The sequence below is a fragment of the Dysgonomonas sp. 216 genome (genome assembly GCF_010501065.1).
Classification (GTDB): Bacteria; Bacteroidota; Bacteroidia; order Bacteroidales; family Dysgonomonadaceae; genus QVMM01.
On record NZ_QVMM01000002.1, the window covers coordinates 22,422 to 47,457 of the forward strand.

16 protein-coding genes and 1 tRNA gene are annotated in these 25,036 nt (G+C 37.0%); 6 read left to right on the forward strand and 11 right to left on the reverse strand.

What is annotated here, in order from left to right:
* Positions 1-12: 12 nt before the first annotated feature.
* Positions 13-1,608 (reverse strand): alpha-L-fucosidase, encoded by a 1,596-nt coding sequence (locus D0T53_RS01725; RefSeq protein ID WP_163264450.1) that lies wholly within the window; start codon positions 1,606-1,608, stop codon positions 13-15.
* A gap of 402 nt (positions 1,609-2,010) precedes the next feature.
* Here D0T53_RS01725 and D0T53_RS01730 point away from each other — a divergent pair, with 402 nt between their 5' ends.
* From D0T53_RS01730 to D0T53_RS01740, 3 genes are read left to right on the forward strand one after another with little or no spacing between them, the layout of a single operon-like run.
* Positions 2,011-3,600: a glycoside hydrolase 43 family protein gene (locus tag D0T53_RS01730; RefSeq protein ID WP_255489367.1), complete on the forward strand. Its 1,590-nt coding sequence runs from the start codon at positions 2,011-2,013 to the stop codon at positions 3,598-3,600.
* Positions 3,601-3,624: 24 nt separating this feature from the next.
* Entirely contained in the window at positions 3,625-5,082 is a 1,458-nt protein-coding gene (locus tag D0T53_RS01735) for a family 43 glycosylhydrolase (protein WP_163264452.1), read from the forward strand.
* 31 nt (positions 5,083-5,113) lie between these two features.
* On the forward strand, positions 5,114-6,985 hold the full coding sequence (locus D0T53_RS01740) for a glycoside hydrolase family 97 protein (protein ID WP_255489368.1): 1,872 nt from the start codon (positions 5,114-5,116) through the stop codon (positions 6,983-6,985).
* 169 nt (positions 6,986-7,154) lie between these two features.
* On the opposite strand, the gene D0T53_RS01745 is transcribed toward D0T53_RS01740, so the two are convergent.
* From D0T53_RS01745 to D0T53_RS01765, 5 genes are all read right to left on the reverse strand, one after another.
* Positions 7,155-8,288 carry a response regulator gene (locus D0T53_RS01745; protein ID WP_163264456.1) on the reverse strand — a complete coding sequence of 378 codons (1,134 nt, stop codon included), beginning with the start codon at positions 8,286-8,288 and terminating at the stop codon, positions 7,155-7,157.
* 214 nt (positions 8,289-8,502) lie between these two features.
* The gene (locus tag D0T53_RS01750; RefSeq protein WP_163264458.1) at positions 8,503-10,977 is read right to left on the reverse strand and encodes a beta-galactosidase; all 2,475 of its coding nucleotides are present in this window, start codon (positions 10,975-10,977) and stop codon (positions 8,503-8,505) included.
* A 61-nt stretch (positions 10,978-11,038) separates the two neighbouring features.
* Positions 11,039-13,399, reverse strand: a complete 2,361-nt coding sequence (locus D0T53_RS01755) for a hypothetical protein (protein WP_163264460.1) — start codon at positions 13,397-13,399, stop codon at positions 11,039-11,041.
* 489 nt (positions 13,400-13,888) lie between these two features.
* On the reverse strand, positions 13,889-15,721 hold the full coding sequence (locus tag D0T53_RS01760; RefSeq protein WP_163264462.1) for an erythromycin esterase family protein: 1,833 nt from the start codon (positions 15,719-15,721) through the stop codon (positions 13,889-13,891).
* 76 nt (positions 15,722-15,797) lie between these two features.
* Positions 15,798-15,871: transfer RNA gene (locus D0T53_RS01765), tRNA-Asn, on the reverse strand.
* A gap of 88 nt (positions 15,872-15,959) precedes the next feature.
* Between D0T53_RS01765 and D0T53_RS01770 the strand changes: the two genes are divergently transcribed.
* Genes D0T53_RS01770 through D0T53_RS01780 form a run of 3 tightly spaced genes read left to right on the forward strand, consistent with a single transcriptional unit; the run spans position 15,960 to position 19,706 of the window.
* Positions 15,960-17,834, forward strand: a complete 1,875-nt coding sequence (locus D0T53_RS01770) for a mechanosensitive ion channel family protein (protein WP_163264464.1) — start codon at positions 15,960-15,962, stop codon at positions 17,832-17,834.
* A 56-nt stretch (positions 17,835-17,890) separates the two neighbouring features.
* On the forward strand, positions 17,891-18,865 hold the full coding sequence (locus D0T53_RS01775) for an adenosine kinase (RefSeq protein WP_163264466.1): 975 nt from the start codon (positions 17,891-17,893) through the stop codon (positions 18,863-18,865).
* Positions 18,866-18,896: 31 nt separating this feature from the next.
* Entirely contained in the window at positions 18,897-19,706 is an 810-nt protein-coding gene (locus D0T53_RS01780; protein ID WP_221411480.1) for a phosphorylcholine transferase LicD, read from the forward strand.
* Between the two features lie 17 nt (positions 19,707-19,723).
* On the opposite strand, the gene D0T53_RS01785 is transcribed toward D0T53_RS01780, so the two are convergent.
* The 5 genes from D0T53_RS01785 to D0T53_RS01805 all read right to left on the reverse strand — a co-directional run bounded on the left by D0T53_RS01785 (position 19,724) and on the right by D0T53_RS01805 (position 25,033).
* Complete coding sequence (locus D0T53_RS01785) at positions 19,724-20,929, reverse strand: multidrug effflux MFS transporter (RefSeq protein ID WP_163264468.1); 1,206 nt, start codon at positions 20,927-20,929, stop codon at positions 19,724-19,726.
* Positions 20,930-20,986: 57 nt separating this feature from the next.
* A complete protein-coding gene (locus tag D0T53_RS13695) occupies positions 20,987-21,844 on the reverse strand; it encodes an AraC family transcriptional regulator (RefSeq protein ID WP_163264470.1) in 858 nt (285 codons plus the stop codon).
* Positions 21,831-22,610: a radical SAM protein gene (locus D0T53_RS01795; RefSeq protein WP_163264472.1), complete on the reverse strand. Its 780-nt coding sequence runs from the start codon at positions 22,608-22,610 to the stop codon at positions 21,831-21,833. The genes D0T53_RS13695 and D0T53_RS01795 overlap by 14 nt, the downstream gene beginning before the upstream one ends.
* A gap of 184 nt (positions 22,611-22,794) precedes the next feature.
* Positions 22,795-23,238, reverse strand: a complete 444-nt coding sequence (locus tag D0T53_RS01800) for a YqaA family protein (RefSeq protein WP_163264474.1) — start codon at positions 23,236-23,238, stop codon at positions 22,795-22,797.
* A 97-nt stretch (positions 23,239-23,335) separates the two neighbouring features.
* Positions 23,336-25,033 (reverse strand): hypothetical protein, encoded by a 1,698-nt coding sequence (locus tag D0T53_RS01805; protein ID WP_163264476.1) that lies wholly within the window; start codon positions 25,031-25,033, stop codon positions 23,336-23,338.
* Between the last annotated feature and the right edge of the window lie 3 nt (positions 25,034-25,036).

Here is a 25,036-nt window from a genome sequence, read left to right on the forward strand (position 1 = left end):
ATCACAAAATAGTTATAAAGATATTTTGAGAACAGGGGCGATATCATTCGTTTGCTTAGCCGGAAGCTTTACTGTTAATCCGTCCTCATTACGGCTAACGATATTTACTTTTCCGTAGCCGAGTAATTCTACTTTTTTCACTTTTCCTGTATAATGAGGAGAGAAAGTACCTAAGTTCTTCAAAGTCACTTTCCTGTCATCGGGCCATCCTAGTACCGTTGCATACAGAACATCATTTTTTTCCACATATCGGATGTCTTTGCTTGTATACACTAAGCCTTCGTTAAACCCTTGATCTCTTATAGGCCCCGAGTTAGTCGGACCTTCTCCAAATACTTTCCACGGTCTTGTTCCGTAGATACTTTCTTTGTTTATGTCCATCCAGTCAGATATCCCTTTAAGAATAGCCTCTTCTTTATCATCTATGGTTCCGTTACCTCTCATTGGCACGCTTAAAAGTAGGTTTCCGTTTTTACTTACTATGTCAACAAGCATATAAATCACTGTCTTTGCCGATTTATACCGGTTATCATCATAAAAAGATGTTTGGTAGTGCCATGTACCTATACATGTACATGTTTGCCAATACTTTTCCTCTATTTTGTCGGGAATAGCCCGTTCAATATCCCAAACCATACATTCTTTCTGATCTTCATTCAGAACTTTACCTAGGATAACAGCCTTCTGACTTCCATTTTCTTTCAGGCTTTTGTTATATGCGTGTGCCGCAATACGGGGACCTATATCGTTGTTTATCGGATAAAAAGGCAATACTGTGTCATCAAAATATACTACATCGGGATTGTATCGGTTTATAGCGTCAATGGTTCTGTTGTAAACATTATTACAAAACTCTTCCGAAGGCTGAGCCGCACCTTTTTCCCAATTCCATTGTTTGTGAATATTACCGATATTGCTGCTTCCTTCGCTACGTGGATGATTCTGTGCATACAGATCCTGCGGATCATAGCCTTCCCACCATTTTCCGGCACCATCTTCTTTGGTCAGATTGCCGTCAAAGTCCTGAGATCCTTCGTACCATGTCCATGCATGCGAAGCATGAATACTGATACCGAAAGGCAACTTGTTGTCCTTGGCAGCCTTAGCCCACTCGCCCAATATATCCCGTTTGGGACCCATATTTACCGAGTTCCATGGCTGATACTTGCTATCCCATAAGTCCATATTGTCGTGATGATTAGCCAATGCCATAAAGTACTGCGCTCCGGTCCTTTTGAAAAGGGCAACTAACTTCTCAGGATCCCATTTGTCGGCTTTCCAAACGTTAATCACATCTTTGAATCCGAAAACACTTGGATTCCCATACTTCGAAACATGTGTATTATATTGACCACTTCCCGGAAAATACATAGCCCGTGCATACCAGTCACCGTCTTCCGGTTCACATTGTGGACCCCAATGGGCCCAAATACCGAATTTTGCATCCTGAAACCATTCGGGAGCTTCTCCGTACTGTTTTAAAGATTCCCACGATCCCTCGTAAATACCCGTTTCCATCGGTTCGGTTTCCATGCTACTTTTTGTGTTTTGGGCATTCAGAGCCGAAAACATAAAAAGCAGTAAAAATAAAGTTGTAGATGTTCTCATGTGTACTAATTTTTTAGTTATTGATATAATATATTTACAGGTTCGTAAATTTCGTAAATATATCTGAACACAACTAGGCCGTTTTGAAGCAAATCATAATACATTTTGAACACTTACAACTAACAGAAAATTAGAATCCCAAAACAAAAAAGTGAATGAAAATTCAGGGGCTATTAAAACTTCGCCACAAATGACTCATTTCGTCCTATTATTTGAAGCAATAAGCCATAACTTAAAAGTTCAAATTGTTTTATTTTTGTATCAGTTTATAATCAGAAAAACCTCCGAATATTTTGTATCTTGTCAAGATACAGATTGCAATTATATAAGTAATAATTAAACATATAACTCGGAAAGGCACGAACCATGAAAAATCATAAAATAATAAAACAACTTTTAACCATGAAAAAAAATCGCATCGTACTTTTTTTTATTACAATTCACTTTCTGTGCACCACAAATATGTTTGCACAAGCTCCATCAAAATGGGGCATGTGGGAAAAATGGGGGGAACAACCAGACGGGATGTATCAGAATCCTGTGCTTCCTGCCGATTTTAGTGACCTAGACTGCATCCGTGTCGGAAAAGATTATTATGCTATAACATCCACATTCCAATACTCTCCGGGAATGGCTGTGGTGCATTCTAAAGATCTTGTCAATTGGAATATTATAGGCCATGCTGTAGAAGACATACGTCAAATAGGTCCTGAAATGAATTGGGACAGAATGAATCGTTACGGCAGAGGAATATGGGCAGGTTCGATACGCTACAACGACGGAAAATTCTATGTCCTTTTCGGAACTCCCGAGGAAGGATTCTTCACTACTTGGGCGGAAAAACCCGAAGGCCCGTGGGCTCCTTTAACTAACATTCTTCCAGAGGGAGGTTGGGACGATTGCTCCGCGATATGGGACGAAAACGGACAAGCATATTTCATCGGAACACACTTCAAAGGAGGTTACCGCACGTATATTTTTAAAATGGCTCCCGATTGTAGCTCGATAGACAGAAACAGCGCAGTGCTTGTAAACGAGGGAGATAGACGTGAAGCTAGCAAACTTATTAAAGTAAAAGACTGGTATTATCTAATATACAGCAAAGTAGAAGATGGCATCCGATTTGTAATGGGGAAACGTGCCAAGAATATCTCTGGTACATGGAGCGAAGAAAAACAATTAATGGCTTACAACCAGGAGTCAAACGAACCTAATCAAGGAGGCATCATTGAAGGTCCTGACGGAAATTGGTACTTTTTCACACATCACGGAAGAGGCGACTGGGAAGGAAGAATTGCAAGTCTTTTACCTGTTACTTGGATAAACGATTGGCCTATAATGGGAAAGGTAGGAGACGATGGACTGGGATATATGATCTGGTCTGGCAAGATGCCTTTAAATAAGAAATATAAAAAAAAGAAACCGTTCTTCGACGATTTTAAATCGAAAAAACTTGATGCTAATTGGGAGTGGAACTACTATCCGCGTAACGAGATGTGGTCACTTTCAGAGAAAAAAGGGCATTTAAGGATGAGAGCTGTAAAACCTGTGGAAAACAACAATTTAAGAAAAACGCCGAACATATTAACACAGCGCATATATAGAACTTCACATAGTGAAGTAACCCTAAAAATGAATGTGCAAGGAATGGAAGACGGACAAGTTGCTGGTCTATGCCACTTTGCCAGAGCTTCGGCTTATATCGGAATTTCTGAGACGAATGGAAGTATGAATATCGTTTTCAGTGGGAATGGAAAATCAGAGAACATCGAAATAGGACGTACCAAAAATATCTGGTTTCGTTCCGTTTGGGGGCTCGATGGTATAAATAAATTTTCATATAGCACTGATGGAAAAACATTTATCGAATTAGGAACACCTTTCCAATTCACATGGAACGACTATCGGGGAACAAGAGTAGGCATGTTCACTTATAACGAAAAGAATGAAAATGGCTATGTAGACGTTGATTACTTCGAATACAAAAAATAGATTACTTATGTAAATTTTCATAAAATGAAAAATTTAATTTTGCTTATAATAACTTTCATATCCGCAAGCACTATTACAGCGCAAAATTTTAATCCCATAATACCGGATAACGTTGCCGACCCTTCTGTTTCTAAATTTGGAGATACATATTATCTTTATGGAACAACAGATATAGACAGAGGTTTATGGGAAATGGGACCTCCTGTTGTGTGGAAATCCAAGGATTTTGTAAACTGGAGCTTCGAAGGAGTTCTGATTGACGATATTGACTGGAACACTCGTAAGCATTTTGGAGAAAAGAGTGGCTTCTTCCGCTACTGGGCACCCGGTAGAACAATTGAAAAAGATGGTCTTTATTATTTGTTTCCTACCATTGTTTATCCTAAAGGAAATAGTGGAGTATTTGCCATGGTTTCAGAAAAGCCGGAAGGACCTTTCCGTGTTATTTCCGGTGATGGAATTTTATTTGAAAATACAGATCCGAATTTAACTCCAACAAAACCAATAGTAGAAGATATTGACGGCGAAATATTCACAGATGACGATGGTCAATCTTATTTCTATTGGCGAAGAAGAAAAGCTGCAAAAATATCAGATGACTTCACAACTCTTGTTGGTCCTGTGGTTAATATCCCAACTAAACGTGAAGGCTATTCCGAAGGTCCTGCTTTCTTTAAACGTAACGGCATCTACTACTATCTGTATACAATTGGTGGAGATCAGAATTACTGTTACGGATACATGATGAGCAAAGAAGGGCCATTATCGGGTTTCTATGCTCCGGAAGGTAAAGATATTTTTATTTCTACATCGCTCGAAACAGGCGTATGGGGACCGGGTCATGGTAACATATTTTATGACGAAGAATTGGATAAATATATATTTGTTTATTTGGAATTTGGAGAAGGAAGCACTACCCGGCAAGTTTTTGCTAACGAATTAACATTCAACGGAGATGGTACAATACGTACCATTACCCCCGACTTTAAAGGTGTTGGTTATTTAGGAAAGAAGCAAAAACGGGCTGCAAACCTATCGTTGAAAGCTAAAGCTACAGCTTCCAGTATCAAATCGCCACGTATAAGCACGAAAATGGTTGAGACAAATCGCAATTATCCGGATTCTACATCAACAATAGAGACTACTCGTACCTTTGACTATAAGGTTGAAAATGCAATTGACGAATCAAACGGTACTCGTTGGGTAGCTTCGAAAGACGATAAAGAACCTTGGATTATGCTTGATTTTGGAAAAAAAACATCTATATCGCAATGTGAGATGTCTTTTGTCTTCCCTACATTTGGGCATGCTTGGGTATTGGAAAAATCGGATGACGGAATAAATTGGACAAAAATAGATGAACAAGGTGTGAAAGCAATAAAATCGCCTCATATATCCGACAAGAAAATAAAAACTCGTTACCTGCGATTAAAAATAACAGAAGGAGAACCCGGTTTGTGGGAATTTAAAGTTCGCAACTAATAAATGCCGTTCCACATTAATAATGTATATTATGAACCTAAGAAGAATAAATTATTTATTTTGTTTCTTTTTTATCTGTATTGGATTTCCCTTATCGGCTGGTAGCAACACAGTTTCGCCTAATAAGAAATTAAATATTAAATTGCACGATAACGCCAAAAATCCTTATTTCTCGGTTGACCATAATGGCAAAACAATTTTTTCCAATATTAAATTAGGATTGGAAACAGATCTGCAGAATTTTTCGGATAATCTTAAACTTGTATCAGTATCTAAAAGTAAATGGCATAAAGACGACTATATAATGATAACAGGCAAACGAAGTCATTGTACAAACTTTGCAAATGAAAGAATATATCGGTTCGAAAATGATAAACAGCAGATATTGGAAGTTATATTGAGGGTTTACAACGATGGTGTTGCTTTCCAATATAACATCGATGCAACTTCAGATAACGAAAACATAATTAATGAATCTACAACTTATCTGGTTGAAGATAAGGCTAAACGCTGGATGCAAAAATACGCAATTGGCTATGAAGGATTCTACCCTCTGTCTGAGGAACATACAAGCGGTAAATGGGGATATCCCGCGCTTATGGAGTTCCCGAATTCAACTTTTGTTTTATTTACCGAAGCAAATATGTCGCGAGATCGTTGTGGTTCGTATTTAGACAATACAAAAAAAGGCAACGAATATCAAGTACAATTGGAAGACGAAAAACTTTCTGTAAAAGGCAAATGGAGTTCTCCGTGGCGTGTGCTAATTATTGGTTCTTTGTCTACAATCGTAGAATCTACATTAGTTACTGACTTGTCCGATCCTTCTAAAGTAAGTGATACTAATTGGATTAAACCGGGTCCTGTTTCGTGGATATACTGGGCATATAATCACAGTTCAAGCGATTTTCAAATCGTCAAAGAATACATAGATTTGGCTGCGGAAATGAGATGGCCATACGATCTGATCGATTGGCAGTGGGATGCAATGGGCAACGGCGGCAATGTGGAAGATGCCGTAAAATATGCTCTTGAAAAAGGCGTTAAGCCAATGCTTTGGTACAATTCCAGTACACACTGGTGCCCTGCCGAATTCGGGCCTCTTTATCGTTTAAATAAGAAAGAAGACAGGGAAAAAGAATATGCATGGCTCAATAAACTAGGCGTTGTTGGTATTAAAATTGATTTCTTTCCCGGGGACAAAGCCTCTTCCATGAATTATTATATTGACTTGCTTGAGGATGCAGCTAAATACAAATTGATGATCAATTTTCATGGATCTACAATCCCCCGTGGTTGGCAAAGAACTTATCCACATATGATGACGATGGAGGCGGTTTATGGTGCAGAATGGTACAATAATAATAAAAAGCTTACAACTCTTGCAGCATGTCATAATACCACTTTGCCCTTTACCAGAAACGTTATAGGTCCTATGGATTATACACCCGGAACATTTTCGGATTCACAAAATCCGCATATTACATCTTACGGGCACGAGTTGGCTCTTCCTGTAATCTTCGAGTCGGCTTTACAACATATGCCCGACAAACCTTCAACTTATTATTCGCTTCCATCTGCTGTGAAGAATTTTTTGTCGGAATTGCCTACTGCTTGGGATGACACAAAATTGTTGAAGGGATATCCCGGAGAACACATTATTATTGCTCGTAAAAAAGGAGATAAATGGTATTTAGGAGGAATAAATGGGACTGATAAAGAAAAGATGCTTTCAGTCGATCTCAAAAAGCTTTCGTTATTAGGGAAAACTATTACAATCATAAGCGATGGAGCCAATGACAAAGTTTTTAATATTGAAGAAAACATCAAGATAACTAAAAAGAATCAAAAGATGGACATCAACTGCCTTCCTCGCGGAGGGTTTGTGGCTGTAGTAAAATAAAAGATATACACTACACGTACTCAGTAAATAAGGTAAAACTGTTGAGAGTTCAAAAACAAAATTTTCACAGTTTTACCTTATTTCTATTCTACCATTCCCAATCTATTTACACAATAAAACAACATGTCATTTTGCGAGAACTATTTGTAACAATTATCATCCAGAGAAATTATTCTTTGTTTTTTTCTCTGTACTGACTGGGGGTCATATGAAATTCATGTTTAAAGTACGAATTGAAATATTTTAAAGTATTAAAACCGACCATGTAAGATATTTCATTTATATTATACTGACTATCAATCAATAACTGTGCTGCTTTTTTTAAACGAACCGACCGGATAAATTGGAGTGGAGTTAAATCGACTATAGATTGTAACTTCCTGTTTAAATGGGCTTTACTCAACCCTACATCTCGGCTCAAGTCTTCGGTTGAATACTCCGAATTATTGATGTTTTCTTCAACAAAACTCAATACTTTTTTAATCAACTCCTCGTCAAGAGAGGTGGTAGTAATATTACTGGGAGTAATTTCGATAGTTTTATGAAATAACTTTCTCCTGTTTTCTTGCTGTTCTATCAACTTTTTTATCCGTACAGATAATAATTCAAAACTGAACGGTTTTGAAATATAAGAATCGGCACCGGCCTCATAAGCATAAATTTTAGATTCATTTGAAATTTTGGCAGTTAGAAGAATGAAAGGAATATGAGACGTTTGTATATTATTTTTAATTCGTTGACACAATTCAATCCCATTCATTTTAGGCATCATCAAATCGGAAATTATCAGATCGGGATATTCTGATAACACCAACCCTTCGGCTTGTTCTCCATCTATAGCATCAATTACATAATAATTTTCGCTAAGTTGTTCTGTTAAAAAATTCCGAAACTCTTCGTTATCCTCAACAACCAGAATCTTTTTTTTGTTATCTTTTTCTTTCGTACTTAGTAAAGCGATACTACTTATTATATTCTTCTCCTCATCTGGATATTTGTCCTCGTTGTTCTTAGGCAGATCAGTAGGTATATAAACAGTAAAAGTACTGCCGATATTTATCTCGCTGCTTACCGTAATATCTCCATTATGCAATTTGGTGTATTCTCTAACCAGATGCAAACCTATCCCACTTCCTGTCGATGTATCATCATGCTTTATCTGATAAAATCGATCGAATATATGAGGCAGGTCCTTTTCTTCAATGCCATATCCTGTGTCACTTATTTCTATTCTAATATATTCCTTATCGTTTCTGACAACTAATAGAAGTTCTTTATCACTACAAATAGGACAATTTCGCATTATTTATATGATATTTTGAAACATTCTGCCATAACGAATAGTATTTAACTATTTAAGATACCGAAATAAGATATCTTATATCCCTATCCGGATATCGAAAAATAGTCGACACACTCCAACAAAAAATGCCATCCGGTTTTCATAAAAAAATAGCGTAAGAATAAAACCATAGGCATATCTTACGCTACATCTCATTATGAGGAATTTGAAATATTTACATTTGACCTGTATACGATGCTATCTCCATAGCTCTTACAACTGCACCATTAACAGTTTGACGTAAACCCAGTGTTATCACATTTCTTCCACCTTTCTCTAAATTAAGCCAACATTCCGGAATATAATATTCACGTTGTGCTCCTCCTTCCCAATGACGACCGATATTGTGTCCGTTTACATAAATATAGCCGTTACCTGAAGCATTAATCAAGAGTCTCCATGTGTTTTCTTTCGCATTTTCGGGCAAAACGAATTCTGCCGTGTACCATGTCAGCATGGCATCTTGTTTTCCTTTGGGTTGAATATTATTACCTTTTCGGGGAATTTCATAAGTAGTATCTAATTGTACTGCCTCCCAATTCTTCGGTTCGAACGAAGGCGATGTAAACCCGTTCTGAATACCAGCTAAATCCGTCGACACTTCCCATGTCAGTTTTTTCTGCAATATAGAATCATTAGCAGCTAACCCTGCTGCACGGATACCGCACAATTCTTCCATCGGAAAATAACCATGTTCGTGTCCGATATTCTCGTACACTACCACTATCTCGTTGTCCTTCTTACGCAGCAAGCCTTTTATATCAAATCGATTGTCATAATCAGTTTCATTGATGAAAGCAAAGGATTTATTGCGCTGACGAGTAACTTCCGAAACCCATTTTTCATCGGGATATAACCGTGGGGCAAGTTTTCCGTTTACCAATACGTTTACAATATCGCGCGAGAAGGTGTTAAATAACAGATGAGTATATTCATGTGCTTCCTTATCATTGAGTTTAAATTTAGAACGATAGCGTACATATCTGACATCGTTAACCTTTATTTCGGGTAAAGATACTCCATCAGCCAATGGCTGGTAATTTGCTTTTAACCCATCTTCATTTATCTTTTTTGCTTTTGCTATACGAACAGATTTTACTTTTTCTTCTTTAAGATTCGGACGTTGGAAAAACCACCAAGAACCCTTCTCAGAAGCGGAGCCGGCAGGAATAATCAACACCTTGGTTTGCATAGGCTCTAACTCATAATCAATACCAAAAGCGGGTAAAGCGGATAAAGCAGCATTTTCTTTTACGTCAACCTTTATCAATACTTTATTTTCGTGTTGATCTACATTGTATATCGGTTCGCCCGATTCCGGATTTTCAGGAGTCACAATTGCCTTTCCCTGCATCTTTTTGTCCGTAGAACTGTTATGTATGAATACAAAACGTGTTCCGTCTTCAGAGATACGTACCCCTCCTACAACTTCGGCAGGAGCATCCTTAAATGCACACACTCCCCCTTGCGAATGAATCAATTGAGAACCGTATTTATTAATAAATTCCCCCACATTTTTTGAAGCATAATACTTATATGAGCGGGCACCATTTTCCCTAATAGCTGCATTGTAATCGTATGTTGTGGTCTGTCCGCGGGCTCCCCAACCAGCAAAATGAGTTCCTCCCACATATACATACGGGAATATACCCGTAGATCCACCGGCAATCGACATCATGGAAATAGCATAAAAATGCCTGTCGTCAGAGAAATGCTCTTCACTCAATTTCCCCATTACGGTTGAAAACCATCCTCCCTGCAATTCGGTTACAAACCCGGGTGCATCCGGCTGCTTTTGTTTCAGGCTCTGCATACGTTTTGCACAGGTAATAGCATCTTTTTGTCCTACATAATAGTTATCACAATCAAATACTTTCAACAAAACAGGATCATCACTACCTCTTGTTTGGTCAGTCATGCATGTAAATATAGGAATGGTTATACCAGCTTCCTGAGTAGTTTTATACATGCGTTGCAAAGCATATTCTTTGTTTTTGGTTTTATGGTGATTATACTCATTTTCAATCTGCATCAGTATAATACCTTTTTGCCCTTTGGGCTTATTGGTTATTTGCTCGTGTTCGATTAGTTTACATACAGCTTTGTACCAATGGTCGTGCCAGTCGAGATAACGATCGTCGGCACTACGAAGCCAAAACTTGTCGAATCCGTCGTCAAATCCGTCGGGGCGATATTTTGCCAGCCAACGGGGATAAGCTCCTCCGGCAAATTCAGCACATATAAATGCTCCGGGACGTGCTACCGTATAAAATCCAAATTCATTTTGAGCCATATCCAACCATTCCTTAAAAGCCGTAAGGTCAATTTGCGAATAGTCGTCAAGATCTTTGGGCATGCTCAGTTCATGCAGATTCCAAGGAATATAAGTTTCGACGGTATTAAATCCGGCTTCTTTTATTTTTGTAAAACGGTCGCGCCACAATTCTTTCGGCGTGCGAAAATAATGGAAGGCAGCACTGTAAATAAATATTTCCTTTCCTTCGATGCTTAAACATGAACCATTATAACGAATTCTTTCGGGATAAGGAAAAATCTTCTTTGAAGAAGCATCCTCAACTTTAACTCCTGCTACGGAAGAGAATATTATCACAACCAGAAACAGAAACAACAAACTACTTTTTTTTACCATAAGATTAACTTAAACACTTATATAACTTCAATTTATTTTCTTATTTTCAATAACCCTGTTATCATTCAACGACCAAAATAACGGTTGAAAAAGGATTTACTTTCAGCACCTTGGAAGTTACAACGCTTTTACTGCTGAAATCAGTTACCTTTTTTGCGCCTGCCGGAATCTGAAGATCAAAGACTTTATCTGCTGAACAATTCATTCCTATCAGGTATTTACCGTATCTGAGCGTATAATAATCGGCTTTCCCTGCATAAATGCTTTCATTTCCGGGCTTGAATTTTATTCCGTCAGGTATTTTAGCTATCGGCAACACATCGCCGGCATGAATCGAAACACTTTGTTCGCCGGGATATCTGTGCCCGCCGTTTCCAAAACCGAAATCTGTCCAGTTTGGCCGAGTATAAAACAATCCACTGGGTTCAAATTCGCAATCCACCGCCACAACGGCAACTCGGTCATACGACGGGGTTATGTAATGCACTCTCGATAGATTATTAATCGCATATCTGGCACGCCAATAAAGCGACACATATAATATTTCATCTCCGCTTTTCAATGCTAATACTCCGTCTTCTTCATCCGTAAACAAATAATCGGGTTCACTCCATGTCATTGGCAATTTCTCGGAAGCCGAACCGATATTGGCTTTCACCCATTCGTACTGTTCGGGAAGGGGTAGTAAACTGGCAGTAATACGGAAATTGTCATATTTCAACTGCTTGGCTACTTCTTTGAAGAATTGATTATCATCGAACATTTGTTTGGTATAACCCAACAGTGTTTTATCTTTTAAGGCAGTAACAACCTCAAGAGCCGTCCCGTCCCATGTCATACGCTGTGCATAAATCACTACACCCGGATATGAGGTGTCGCGCCAACCTACTACTGTTTCAACCCGCATTACCTGATTTCCTTCCGGATCAAGTGTCTGATATCGGAATGCCGCGCGGGCTTTAGCTATTTTTAAAAGCTGATCCCTGATGGCACGATCCCCTTCTCCTGCCGGAGTCGGACGAGTTGCTTCGTAAATTTGGGCCACCCAGTCAAGTACTTCGCCGTATGTTCCGACATAACCGAGTTCCTTAGTCAATCCTTTACGGGTAAGCTGGATAAAGTCATCGCCCAACGGTTTTGCCGGACCTTCGGGAGTGTCACTTCCTAGCCACGGCTGCAAGCCAACCGATTCGTATAAATAACGCAAAGCTTGTTTTTCGGGAAAAGCATCTTCCGATTTGAGGAATTGTAGCCCTTTATTAGAATAATATATACCGTAAAGGTCTTTAATCATCGACTGGTTAGTATACTGTATACGACGAGCCCTGTTCCAATCCCTGCTTTCTTTTAGCATTTGTGTATATGCTTTTCGTCGGCTAATATTTTGTCCGTCTTTAGAATCGACAGGCTGATCAAGATAAGGCTCCACTGTAGAATCCAATAACCATAATGACTCTCCTATCATGCCAAAACCAAACCAACCGGGATTAGGTGTAGCTTTGTCTCTATGGGCAAGTTCGGGATTATTGAGATACCTTAAATAAAGTGAGTCGATACTACTGACCAGACGTTCTATTGTTTGTTTCTTATTATAAGAAGGAGCCCATTTTACAGAATAAGATTTTGCCAGAAATTGTATTTGCATTTGAGTCAGGGGACGATCCGAATCCAATAACTTCTGAATTTCGGCTGATACCTTTTCCTTCACCTGATCAATAACTTCTTCACCCGGTGCAGTCCTTATTGTCGGATTTTTTTCTGGCATTCCTTGCTTTTCGTTTTTGTCGGGAACAAAATATCCTTCGTCATGAGTGTATAAAGCATAAATACCTCTGCAAGGGTCTGTCAGCGGTTTCTGATATTCCTCAAAATTACCACCGTATCCCCAAATCGGACCGTTACTTCTAATTTCGAAATCAATATGCGTTTTTCCTTTTGTTACTGAAATAGGTAACGGATTTGTTTTATAATAAAACCGATTATTATAAGCTGGTTCGTCACTGCCATGATCCAACACATCGATATCACCCAAGTGCCGGTATCCGATTTGCTTTCCTTCTGCAAATAAAATAAGACGGCCTTTAGTAACATCGCTACCCCAGAATTTTACCGTGAAATAATTTTGTTTTTCGGGATTCACTTTCATTCTGAAACGGAAAGAACCTCCTTCCCAGCTTTTCTTTGCAGAGTCGGGCAATAATACTAATGCCGTTTGCTTCAATCCGCCTTCTTCTATATTGAAATTATTCCCCGAAAAGCCGTGTTTCTCCAATTCTTTCTTATTACCAAAACCAATTTTATCAATTGTAGCTGCATTGGAATAAGCACAAAAAGAAAACAAAACTATTGCTGAAAATAAATGCTTTAATAAATTTTTGGATATTAGTAAGTAATCTCTCAATACATAAAAATTAAATCTCATTACAATTATTTTGATTAAAGTTAACAATAACGAACGCCTCTGATCAAACAGCTAACAAATGGTAATACTTTTGAGAACTTTTCAACCCTAATTTCTATAGTTTCAATCCGTAGTTCGTTCTCCGTTTATTACTATATTTTAAAACTAAATATCATTGAACTGCCTATTATTATCATAATCTTCGATCTGTGACAGATTATCTCCGTCATCTGATAATAACTCAATTCATTAGGAATTGTAGATATTGAGTATTTGAGAGTAAGATGAAATAACAGAACTATAGATAAAAATAAACAAACACAAAAATCCGACTCTTCTCATTTACAAAAATAGGAAGTACACTTCAAAACAATTAGGTTATTTTGATCCAAAAACTGAGACGTTTTGACACAAAAATGGTTTTCTCAATAATAACCCTAAAAGTTTTTCATCTAACCTTCAATCTTGTCCTCAATTATTTCACTTTAAATTTTGGATATGCATCCTTTTTTATTTTAGTAGTAATGAAAACTCTTTTTCTTTCTGCCAATACATATCTTCCTCTATTTTTTGCCTTTTATTACTATCATAAATCTCTTTTTTTATAGATTGGCTATTTTTTATAAAAAGAATTCCATCTACCCTGTTTTTTATTGAAGGATAATATTCGAACTGTTTATGTTTGGTCTTAGGTCCATGGCTAAATAAAAGCCGCATACTCGTGATATTATCATTTATTCGATCAGAAGGATAATAAAAATTATCGTATTGAGAATTCAGAGCTCGATATTCAAAACTACAAAAGGGAGGGCTTTCTAACTCTTCTATATAGTAAGATACACTTGTTTGTTCATTCATTCTGCTACCTTTTCCTGTTGTTATAGCAATACTTGCATATTTTTCCGAAAATTCTTTATTTAAGTAATATCCAAAACTGAGAACAAAAGATCTGGAAGGTGCTGAGTTTATTTTATTTAGATGCCCATAATGATAATATATAAGAATCTTTCTATCGTCACTGACAAAGTTCTCCTGTAAAAATCTGAAATTCTTGAACAGTAATTTATCACGAAAAGCAATTTGGGCATACTTTTCTCTTTCTCTTTTAGTATCATAATAAATAGACAGATTATCCAAATATTGTCGAAAAGTATAAATAAATAATTTCAGATTTTGCTTTCCTAATATCTCGTTCAACATAGCTTCATTTCTGTCGATATAGGAAAATATTGAATTATAATCTTCTTTAAAATTATGAACAAGCTTTAATAAAGGAAGTAGCTTTTGTCCATTTACTCTATTACTCTTGAATACAGCAAATAAATAATCGAAACAATAGGAATGCCCCATTAAACGATGATCTTTATCTACACCCCAAAAAAGCACCTTCTTTGTCGTATTTTCGTTATAAGCTCGGAGCCATTGTAGAAAATCAAAAAAAACAGAATCCGATATATGTATATAATTTTTGAAATTCTGATGGAGATATTTCATAGCTTCGCCTGTTATCTGTCCTTGAACATACATATTAAAGGTCATAGCCATATCTATCGGAAGTTCAACTAAAACATATCCGCAATTATTATTGATAATCTGATCCTTAATAAACTCAAAGGCAAATTTATTTAAGGATTCACTACCATGCAGTGTTTCTCCAATACCTATTATTTGTTTTGTTCCTAGAAAATCATTTACTGCATTGGATTGTATAAAACGGGACGAATCGCCTTCCCAATTTTCGGAAACAGGAGATATAAAATCTGTATTTAATGAGCCTTGTGTATCACATTTTGCAATATCATATTCTTCCCCTCTAAAATTTATTTTTGTTTCTTCTATACATATATATTGGTCTTCTAAAGTATTAATGTCACATATTGTGTCACCAAAGGCTTCGATCAAGATCGTTATTTGATCAATATCCGACAACGGAAACTTCAATTCTCTTTTTGTCAAGCAGTTTTTTGTATTAATGTCAAGCGAATCTTCATAGATTAATTGATCATTTAGATTCCTACCCAAAACACGAAGAGTAGCCTTGTCTATATTCTTACACTTATTTAAAATGGACACTTTTCCTGTTTCGGGGCAGTTCTCTTTTGCTAATATTGTAGTATAATGCAACGAAGCAGCAACAGGTTTATATTCTATTATAAATCTCTCAGGAAATGCATATAATGCCGATTTCTTTTTCAGCAAATCGTTTTTGATTTTCCAGTTTGTTGAAAATTGCCAGTCTTTAGATGTTAAATTATAATTGTTATATTGGTTTTCTCCTTTTTTTCCACAGGAATAGAGAATGAAAAATATAGAAATAGAATAAATAGTAATTATTTTAGACATCGTTTTTTTTAGATAATTTATTCGCATAAATAAAAAAGCGATTAAGATCTTAAATCTTAACCGCTTCATTCTTTTGCTCTTCCTCTTGGACTTGAACCAAGGACCCTCTGATTAACAGTCAGATGCTCTAACCGACTGAGCTAAGGAAGAATTCGGATGCAAAGATAATTATCTTTTTTAAATACACAAAAGAATTTATTTTTAAATGTATCTTTGTCATGTTTACAAAGCTTAGGATATGACTAACATATTTAGAATAAACCGGATAAGGATTCTCTTTTTTGCTGTAGCCCTGTTTATAGCAATACCTATTAACGCTCAACTTAGAGAAAAGGCCAAAGAATTAATAGAAAGTGTCACAACAGAATCAAATCAAACAGCTGTGGATTCAGCTCATTCCGATTCGGCATCGATATTAATAAACCAAAAACTTCGGGACGATTCTATCCGAATGCAAGAACTTACTCTCCAGATTCAACAGATGAAATTAAACGAAATTTTATTGCTGGGAAGGCTGGACGAAGCCAGTACAAGCAATAAAAACGACTCGTTAAAGAAAGCCGAACAACGGCGGCGTATCGACTCTCTGCGAAACCATACTCCGGGAGTACCGCTAATAATTGATGAAGATACCTTATTCGTAATTTACGCAAACAGAGGAGGGCTCACTGCACACAAACGTGCCGAAAATGCAAAGAATATAATAATAAATATAGGGAAGGACTATAGCCTGACCACCGATTCGGTTTATGTATTGGATAGCGAAAACCTCTCGGATATAATGTATGGCGATAAGGTTGTTTTTAGCGTAACAGATCAGGATGCTCTATGGCAAAACTCTACCAGAGAGGCATTAGCATACCAATATATTCCTGCCATAACTAAAAAAATTATCGAACTCAAGAAAGAATACAATCTTCTGAAAGTTGGTAAGCGAATCTTATTTTTTGTGTTGATACTCGTAATACAATATGCCTTATGGAGGCTCACCAACTATTTATTCCGAAAACTGCGCCGTAAAATATCGTGGCTTGCATTGCATAAGCTAAAATCTATAACCATTCGCGATTACGAATTTCTTGACACCCATCGCCAAGGACGTGTTCTGTTATTCTCGGCTAATTTGCTCCGGTATTTTGTAATACTGATACAATTGATGATTAGTGTACCCATGCTATTCTCAATCTTCCCCCAAACCGAGGCTATTGCTTTACAGCTATTTAACTATGCGTTCGACCCAATAGTAATGATTTTTAAAAAAGTAATAAATTACGTTCCCAACTTATTCATTATTGCCATAATATACTTTTGCATCAAATATATTGTCAAAGGGCTTCAGTACATTGCAACCGAAATAGAAAACGGAAAACTAAAAATAACAGGCTTCTTCCCCGATTGGGCACAACCTACTTTCAATATAATAAGATTTTTGTTATATGTTTTTATGATTGCCATGATTTACCCTTATTTACCGGGTGCCGATTCGGGTGTATTTCAGGGAATTTCGGTATTTGTTGGGCTTATCGTTTCGTTAGGATCGAGCACTGCCATTGCAAATATAATAGCAGGGCTGGTTATCACATATATGCGCCCCTTCAAAGTAGGAGACCGAATAAAGCTAAGCGATACCGAAGGCAATGTAATAGAAAAAACACCTTTTGTTACACGTATACGTACTCCTAAGAATGAGATTGTTACTATACCAAACTCATTCATTATGTCGTCGCATACAACCAATTACAGTAACTCGGCCGAGCAATATGGCTTAATTATACACTCAAAAGTAACTTTCGGGTATGAATTGCCCAGAGAACAGATTATTGAACTTTTAATAAATGCAGCACTAGCTACACCTCGTGTGCAATCAAATCCAAAGCCATTTGTGCTGGAAGTAGAGCTACACGATTACTATGCTGTTTATCAGATAAATGCATATATAAAAGATGCCGATAAACTAGCACAAATTTATTCCGATTTGCATCAGTCTATTCACGATAAGGCAAACGAAGCCGGCATAGAACTAATGTCGCCACATTATTATGCACAAAGAGACGGGAACGACATAGTAATGCCTCCTGAGTTCAAAAACAAAAAGCCTAAATCGGAAAAATGACACTAATTTCTCAATTTATACAATACCTTTGTACCCAATAATAAATAATTATAAAAATGAAAATCCTAGGAATGGGCAATGCCCTGATCGATGTACTTGCAGTTATTAACGACGATAGCTTACTTGAACAAATGAACCTGCCAAAAGGCAGCATGCAACTAATTGACGAACAAACAATGAAGTCTCTGAGTGATGCTCTCGTAAATTTTAAAAAACATTTAGCATCGGGCGGATCGGCATCCAATACCATTACAGGTTTGGGCAAGTTGGGAATTGGCTCTGGATTTATAGGAAAGGTAGGAAAAGACTTTTACGGAAATTATTTCAAGGAAGACTTAACTAAATACGGGGTAAAATCGCACCTTACCGAAACAAACGAAGCTTCGGGGGTTGCTACAACATTTATCTCGAAAGATGGAGAGCGTACATTCGGTACTTTTCTGGGAGCTGCTGCAAACCTTACCCCTGCCGATATAGACCCTAAAAATTTTGAAGGCTACAGTTATTTCTATATCGAAGGTTATTTAGTACAAAACCTCGAACTTATCCGTAAATCGATAGTTACTGCAAAAGAAGCCGGATTGAAAGTTATTCTAGATTTGGCAAGTTACAACGTAGTAGAAGCCAACCTTGACTTTCTGCTCGAAATAATGCCAAAATACGTAGACATAGTATTTGCTAACGAAGAGGAAGCCAAATCGTTACTAAACCTCGACCCTGAAGCAGCCGTATCCGAACTTGCCAAAATGGTTGATATTGCCATAGTGAAAACAGGAGCAAAAGGTTCGTGGATACAACAGGCCGACCAAAAAGTATTTGTACCTGCATTATCGGTCAATTGCGTGGATACAACAGGAGCCGGCGACCTTTATGCCGCAGGTTTTCTGTACGGACTTGTAAAAGGATATTCATTAAAAACATCTGGAGAGATAGGCACATTGCTTGCTGCTAACGTTATACAACTTATAGGCGCAAAAATAGACGAAGAACGCTGGGATAAAATATTTGAAAACCTGAAAAGTTTGAGTTAACGCCAACTAAAGCCTCCAAACATAAATAAATATGACGGAAGATTTAAGCCATTACAACCCCGAAGGTTCAGAATTAAGAATACTCCAACTCAGGATGCTCGAAATTCTGGAAACTGTTGACGGTATTTGCCGCAAACACGATATCCCTTATTGGATAAGCGGAGGTACACTTTTGGGTGCAATGCGTCATGGAGGCTTTATCCCTTGGGACGACGATATCGACATCGAGCTGATGCGCCCCGATTACAAACGCTTACTGAAAATATTAAGAAAAGAACTGCCTGATAATCTTTATTTACAAACACCGAAAGAAAAGGGATATCGTTTACTGTTTTCGAAAGTGCGCGATAAATTTTCGATTATACACTCCGAAGAAGAGGATATGGCTCCATATAAAGAAAAGGGAGTGTATATTGACATATTTACCGAAGAACGAACCTACCGTAAACTAAAAGACTTCGTCGATTTCTTTTACGGAAGAGCTTTTCGCCGTTTAAAACGAGGTAGACCTTTTCGTTCGCTTCGCTACTTTTACGAATATAGTATGTCTCTCCTACTCTATCCTTTGGGCTATTTATTTGTATGGGTTGCAAGGGCTATCTGTGCAATTACAAAACCCAACAATATATTGCACAGCTATGGTATAGGAAATTCAACTAATCATAATGCGGGTTATATGTTTCCGCCCGCCCCTGTAAAATTCGAAGGTAAATACTTTTTTGCACCTAAAGACCCCGATACTTACCTCAAAAAACAATATGGTAATTATATGGATATTCCTCCTGTCGATAAACGTGAAAGCCATTTTACAGCAGTCGAATATCTGGATTCGCAGCTTTAAAACTTAGCCTCTTTGATTTAAAGAGGCCTTAGACTTTCTTTCGGGCTCCGTTTAACCTCTACCGGAATAAACACGATAATAAAGGCAACTACACCACATAAAAATAAAGATAACCCAACTGTAATTATTTCCCCATTATGAATCAGGCTCGATACTATTGAGCACACAAATGCTATTGCCAACTGAATAGACCCGAATAAGGCCGAAGCCGTACCACTATTTTCGATAAAAGGTGTAATTGCCAATTCTGTAGTAGCTGGCAACAGAACACCTAGTAAAAGCATGTAACAAAACAGAACAGCCAATATAGCCCACATATCCATACCCAAATACATGGATGCTAATAACAACAACCCTATAACCACCATCGAAAACAATGTTAGTTTTACAAGTTTGCTTGTGCGCATATATTTTTGCAATACAGTGGCAATAAGAGAACCAATCATCAGCCCCGAAGCATTCATTGCAAATATCAGACTGAATGTATTACCCGAAAATCCGCCTTTTTCCATTATAAGGAAAGGCCCATTTGCCACATATATCATCAGCGCTCCGTTTACTATACCTGCTACAAGCGAATAAACTAGAAATTTCCGGACTCTAAAAACTTCCATATAGCTTCGCAATACTCCATGAGACTGGACTATTCCCGTTTTATGTGTTTCGGGTAATAAAAACACGGTAAGCAAAAACATCAATACTCCCAACGCCATCATTGTCCCGAACAAACCTTTCCATCCCAGTATATTTAAAACTCCGTTACCTATTGTAGGTGCTAATATAGGGGCAATACCCATTATAAGAGCCAGCAAAGCAAATATTTTAAGAGTATTCGATCTATCGAAGTAATCGGTTACCACTGCTCGCGAAATAACTACTCCTCCACAGCCTCCAACAGCCTGAATAAAACGCATAACCCAAAGCTGTTCTATACTAGAAACATATATACAACCTACCGACGAAACTATAAAAATAATTAATGATACTAGTATAGGTTTCTTTCTCCCGAACCTGTCGGCTAAAGGCCCCCAAACTAATTGCCCTATGGCAAAACCTGCCAAAAAAGTAGACAGTGAAATTTGAATCGAAGCAGAATCGGTATTCAAAAACTCCGAAATTTGTAGGAAACCGGGCAAATATAAATCGATACTCAGCGGCTCTAAAGCTGTTAACAGAGCCAGAATAACAATGACAATCCATTGCATAAAACTAAATCCTTTCATCTCCTTTTTATTTTTGTGGAGCAAAAGTAGTTAGTACATCTTGTGCTTTACTTACAATTATCGCCCTTTTACTTGCACAAATGGGTCGTTATCGCGAAAATCGGTGGGTGTAACAGCGGTATGTTGTTTAAAAAAACGGGTAAAATAGGCGGGCTCGTTAAAACCCAGATTAAACGCTATCTCTTTCAGGTTTTTATCGCCAAGACGTATTTCTTTCTTTATTTCGAGTATTAATCTATCCTGAAGATGTTGCTTAACGGTTCTTCCGGTTCCCCTTTTACAAAGCTCGTTCACTTTTTTACACGACACTCCCATCCGGCGGGCATAAAAATCGGTTTCTCTTTCTCCTATAAAATATGAATCAATGAGCCTCATCAGTGTTGCAACAAAAACATCGCATTTATTCTTAAATGCCTCTGTTTGTTCAAAAACAGACGATATATGAAATAAAAAAGCTCCGAAATAACTTTCAACTAAAAATGCCCGGTTTTCGGAATAATATTCCCCTAAAATGAGTTTCATTAACTGCTCCAATATTTGGGTAGTTTTAGTATCGGGCGAAACAAAAACATTGGAAAAATAACCGTTCAGGAATCCTGAATCTATCCTCTGATTCAACCGAAAAAAAGTATCGTTATCAATTGCAAACACGTAACCATCTTTTTCCCCGATATCAAGCTTATCTATTCGCCCCGGAAATATAAGTACAATCTGATTACTGCTAACCGTATATTCATTAAAGTCGAGAAAATAGGTTCGATTCCCTTCTGATTTGGTAAGCCATAATATCTGGTAAAAATCATAACGCTGATAGTTACCGAAACCTGCCGATTCGGCTTCGTCCAGCCTGAATATTCTAATCGAACACTCCTTTACTTGCCTGTTCAGAGATATATTTTCTTTATCCTGCCACACTTACTTTTATTCCTAATTGAGAAACCCTGTCCCCTATCCTATTAAGATCTTCTACCGGTACTTTTTCGAGCAACTTTTCAGGTGTTTCCCTGTCGATAGTATAAATCATTACTTCGCGCGGATTAGTGGCTCTGACAGCTTCTATCCACGCCTCTATTTCCTCATCAGTGGTGTTGTCAACTACTTTGCCATTATGCGTACCTCTTACAAACATAGTTTGCATAATGAAGTTGCCTTCAAACTTTTTAAACAGTTCTATTTGATGTCCGATACTATACGACGGCGAATTAGGGCAATCTATCAACTTAACAGTTTCTAATATAGCCGAGTCGAGTTTAAGTATATTATTATCAACCTTTTTAAGAGCATCAAACACATTTTCCTTACCAACGTGCATACCATTCGATAACACACTTATCTTAGCTTCGGGAACGTACTTATTCCTAAGTTCAATCGTATCATCTATAATACCCGAAAATTGAGGGTGTAAAGTAGGTTCGCCATTACCGGCAAAGGTAATAACATCGGGTATAGTGCCTTCTTTCAACAATTCGTTTAATCTGTGTTCGAGCGCAAGTTTCACATTATCTCGCGTTGGTAACGAGGTCTTTGTTCTGAAATCCTTATTATATCCGCATTCGCAATAAATACAGTCGAACGAACATACCTTACCATCGTAAGGTAATATATTCATACCAAGCGATATTCCCAATCTGCGGCTGTGAATAGGCCCAAAAACTATTTCGTTGAATAATATTGTCGACATTTTTAACTCCTTCTCTGAATTCTTCTAATTACAATCACTTTACAGTTATGCCTTTATAAAAAACTTTCGTATATCTTTTGCATAACCGCCATCCCAATATTTAAAATAACATCAGGTAATTAATCTATATACTAAGTTACTTATTTTAATTAAGATGTAGAATATAAATTCTAAACTTTCGTTATCACATAAACAAGTTTACTCCGTACACGATAGCTACATAACGTACAAATTTACCTAAAAACATACTTACATTCACAATGTATACATTGGCACGCATATAACCTAAAGCCACGGCAATAACGTCGCCCACAACAGGCAAAAAACTAAAAAAGGCCATAGATGCCCCCTTACCTTGCAGCCATTTTTGCAGTTTAATTATCTTCTCACGTTTTATTTTCAGATATTTTTCTATCCACTCAATCTTTCCAAGCATACCAAGATAATAGTTAGTCATTCCACCTAACCAATTTCCAACAGATGCTACAGCAACACAAGCCCATGCGTCTAATCCTGCAGCAATAAGAGCAACAAATACAACTTCGGAACCTAAAGGCAAAATGGTAGCAGCAAGAAACGATGCTAAGAAAAGCCCTATATACCCGTATTCAGCAAAATTTTCAAGCATTCGATCAATTTATTATTACCCATGGCGACTTTTTGCTTCATATCGACAAACTTTTTTATCTACACTGTTGGTCAGTGTTTACCTAAGCTGCTCTACTTTATGCATTAATCTTCAATCTGTTTAATAAGTTTCTACGGTTAAACCATAAAATATATGTAGATAACAATATTATTGCCAATATCGAAAAATAATAACTGAATTGTTGAATTGTTGTTCCTTTATAATAAACTTCAACAATTCCTGACCCGTTTACGTCTAACTCCAATAATCCATTACGACTTTCTGTTATATCTAATAACTGACCATTTACAGATGCTTCATAACCCTTATAATACAATAAAGGTAATTCCAGCTTATCGTGCCCATTTAATGCTATTTCAAAAGTTGTAACACCCGATTTATTTTTATTAAAATCCGATATAACCGTTTTACTATATTTTGATATAACTTTATTTCCTCTGTCGGCAATAAACATTACTGATGGCACCTTTGAAGAAATATACTCAAGTCCTCCTAAATGAAAACTATTCCTTAAAGACGGTTCTACTGTTTCGAAATTAACCGCCATCATTCTACTTTTGTTACCATAGCTCTCGTTTATTATTACAATGGCAGTAAGAACAAATACAATAAACATAGCAATATACCTGTACTTAAGCCCCCTTATCAAGCGAGATAAATAATAACCTCCGGCTAATGCGAAAAAATAGCTCGCTATAAGAAAAAAACGCCATGGAGCCTGAATAAAACTTAATTTATTAAAAGGCCATATCCAAATAGGGAAAAACGAACTACTAAATAATATAAGTAACAAACCGATAATAACTCCCACATCGACACTTTTTTGCAAATCAGACATTCGCCATACCACAAAACGCAAACAAACAGAGATAGTTAGCAAAGCTCCCAATCCAATAGAAAATATTTTAGACGAAGGTATAAATCCTGCAAATAAAGCTCTTAATAACGCCCGAAAGGACAAACCATGACCCGGAGAAAATACAACTCGGTTAATTTCGAAATAAAAAGTATCCGAAAACATTTGTTCAAGCATAGGCAACCAATAATATACTGTAACAAGCACGGTAACTCCTGTTGCCAAAAGTAAATAAACGAAACGTATAGGTTCTTTTATTAATTTCCTCAGATATATGATAACAAGTAAAGCTACAATAAGCGACATCATTACCGATAATAAAAGATGCGAAAATATAAGTAAAGAAAAACCCACAGCCAATATATACCATCTCTTATAATGCCGGGTAATAATTTCGAAGCATCCTAAAATAATAAGCGGAACAAAAGTAAAAGCCAAAACTTCTTCTAAAGCTCCCTTATCAGACAAATCCTGCAAACGATAAACACAAAAAGTATATAAGAGTGCTGTAATGATAGCTGCAAACTGGCTTCGGTATACTTTTACTACCGAAACATAAGTTATAATTCCACATAAAACTGTCATTGTAAACAACATAGTTTTATAAGCAATTATAATATTGGTAAAATTACCTAGTATAGCAAACGGAACAAGAATAACATCGGGGTAAAACCATTTGGTGGCATAACCGTAACCATTCAAGGAAGCATGGTCGATATATATAGGGAACGACCCTTCCCGAAGTGCATCCATTAATGCCTGAAACCTAAGTAAATGAAAATACAAATCGTGGCCGAATCTTAATTCTCCTGATGGAAAATAACAAACCATCATAAACCATGCCATGAAACAAAGCATAGCTATAAAAACCCAAAAACGAAACCTATAACTTGTGGGTAATTTTTTTATATCCACCATATT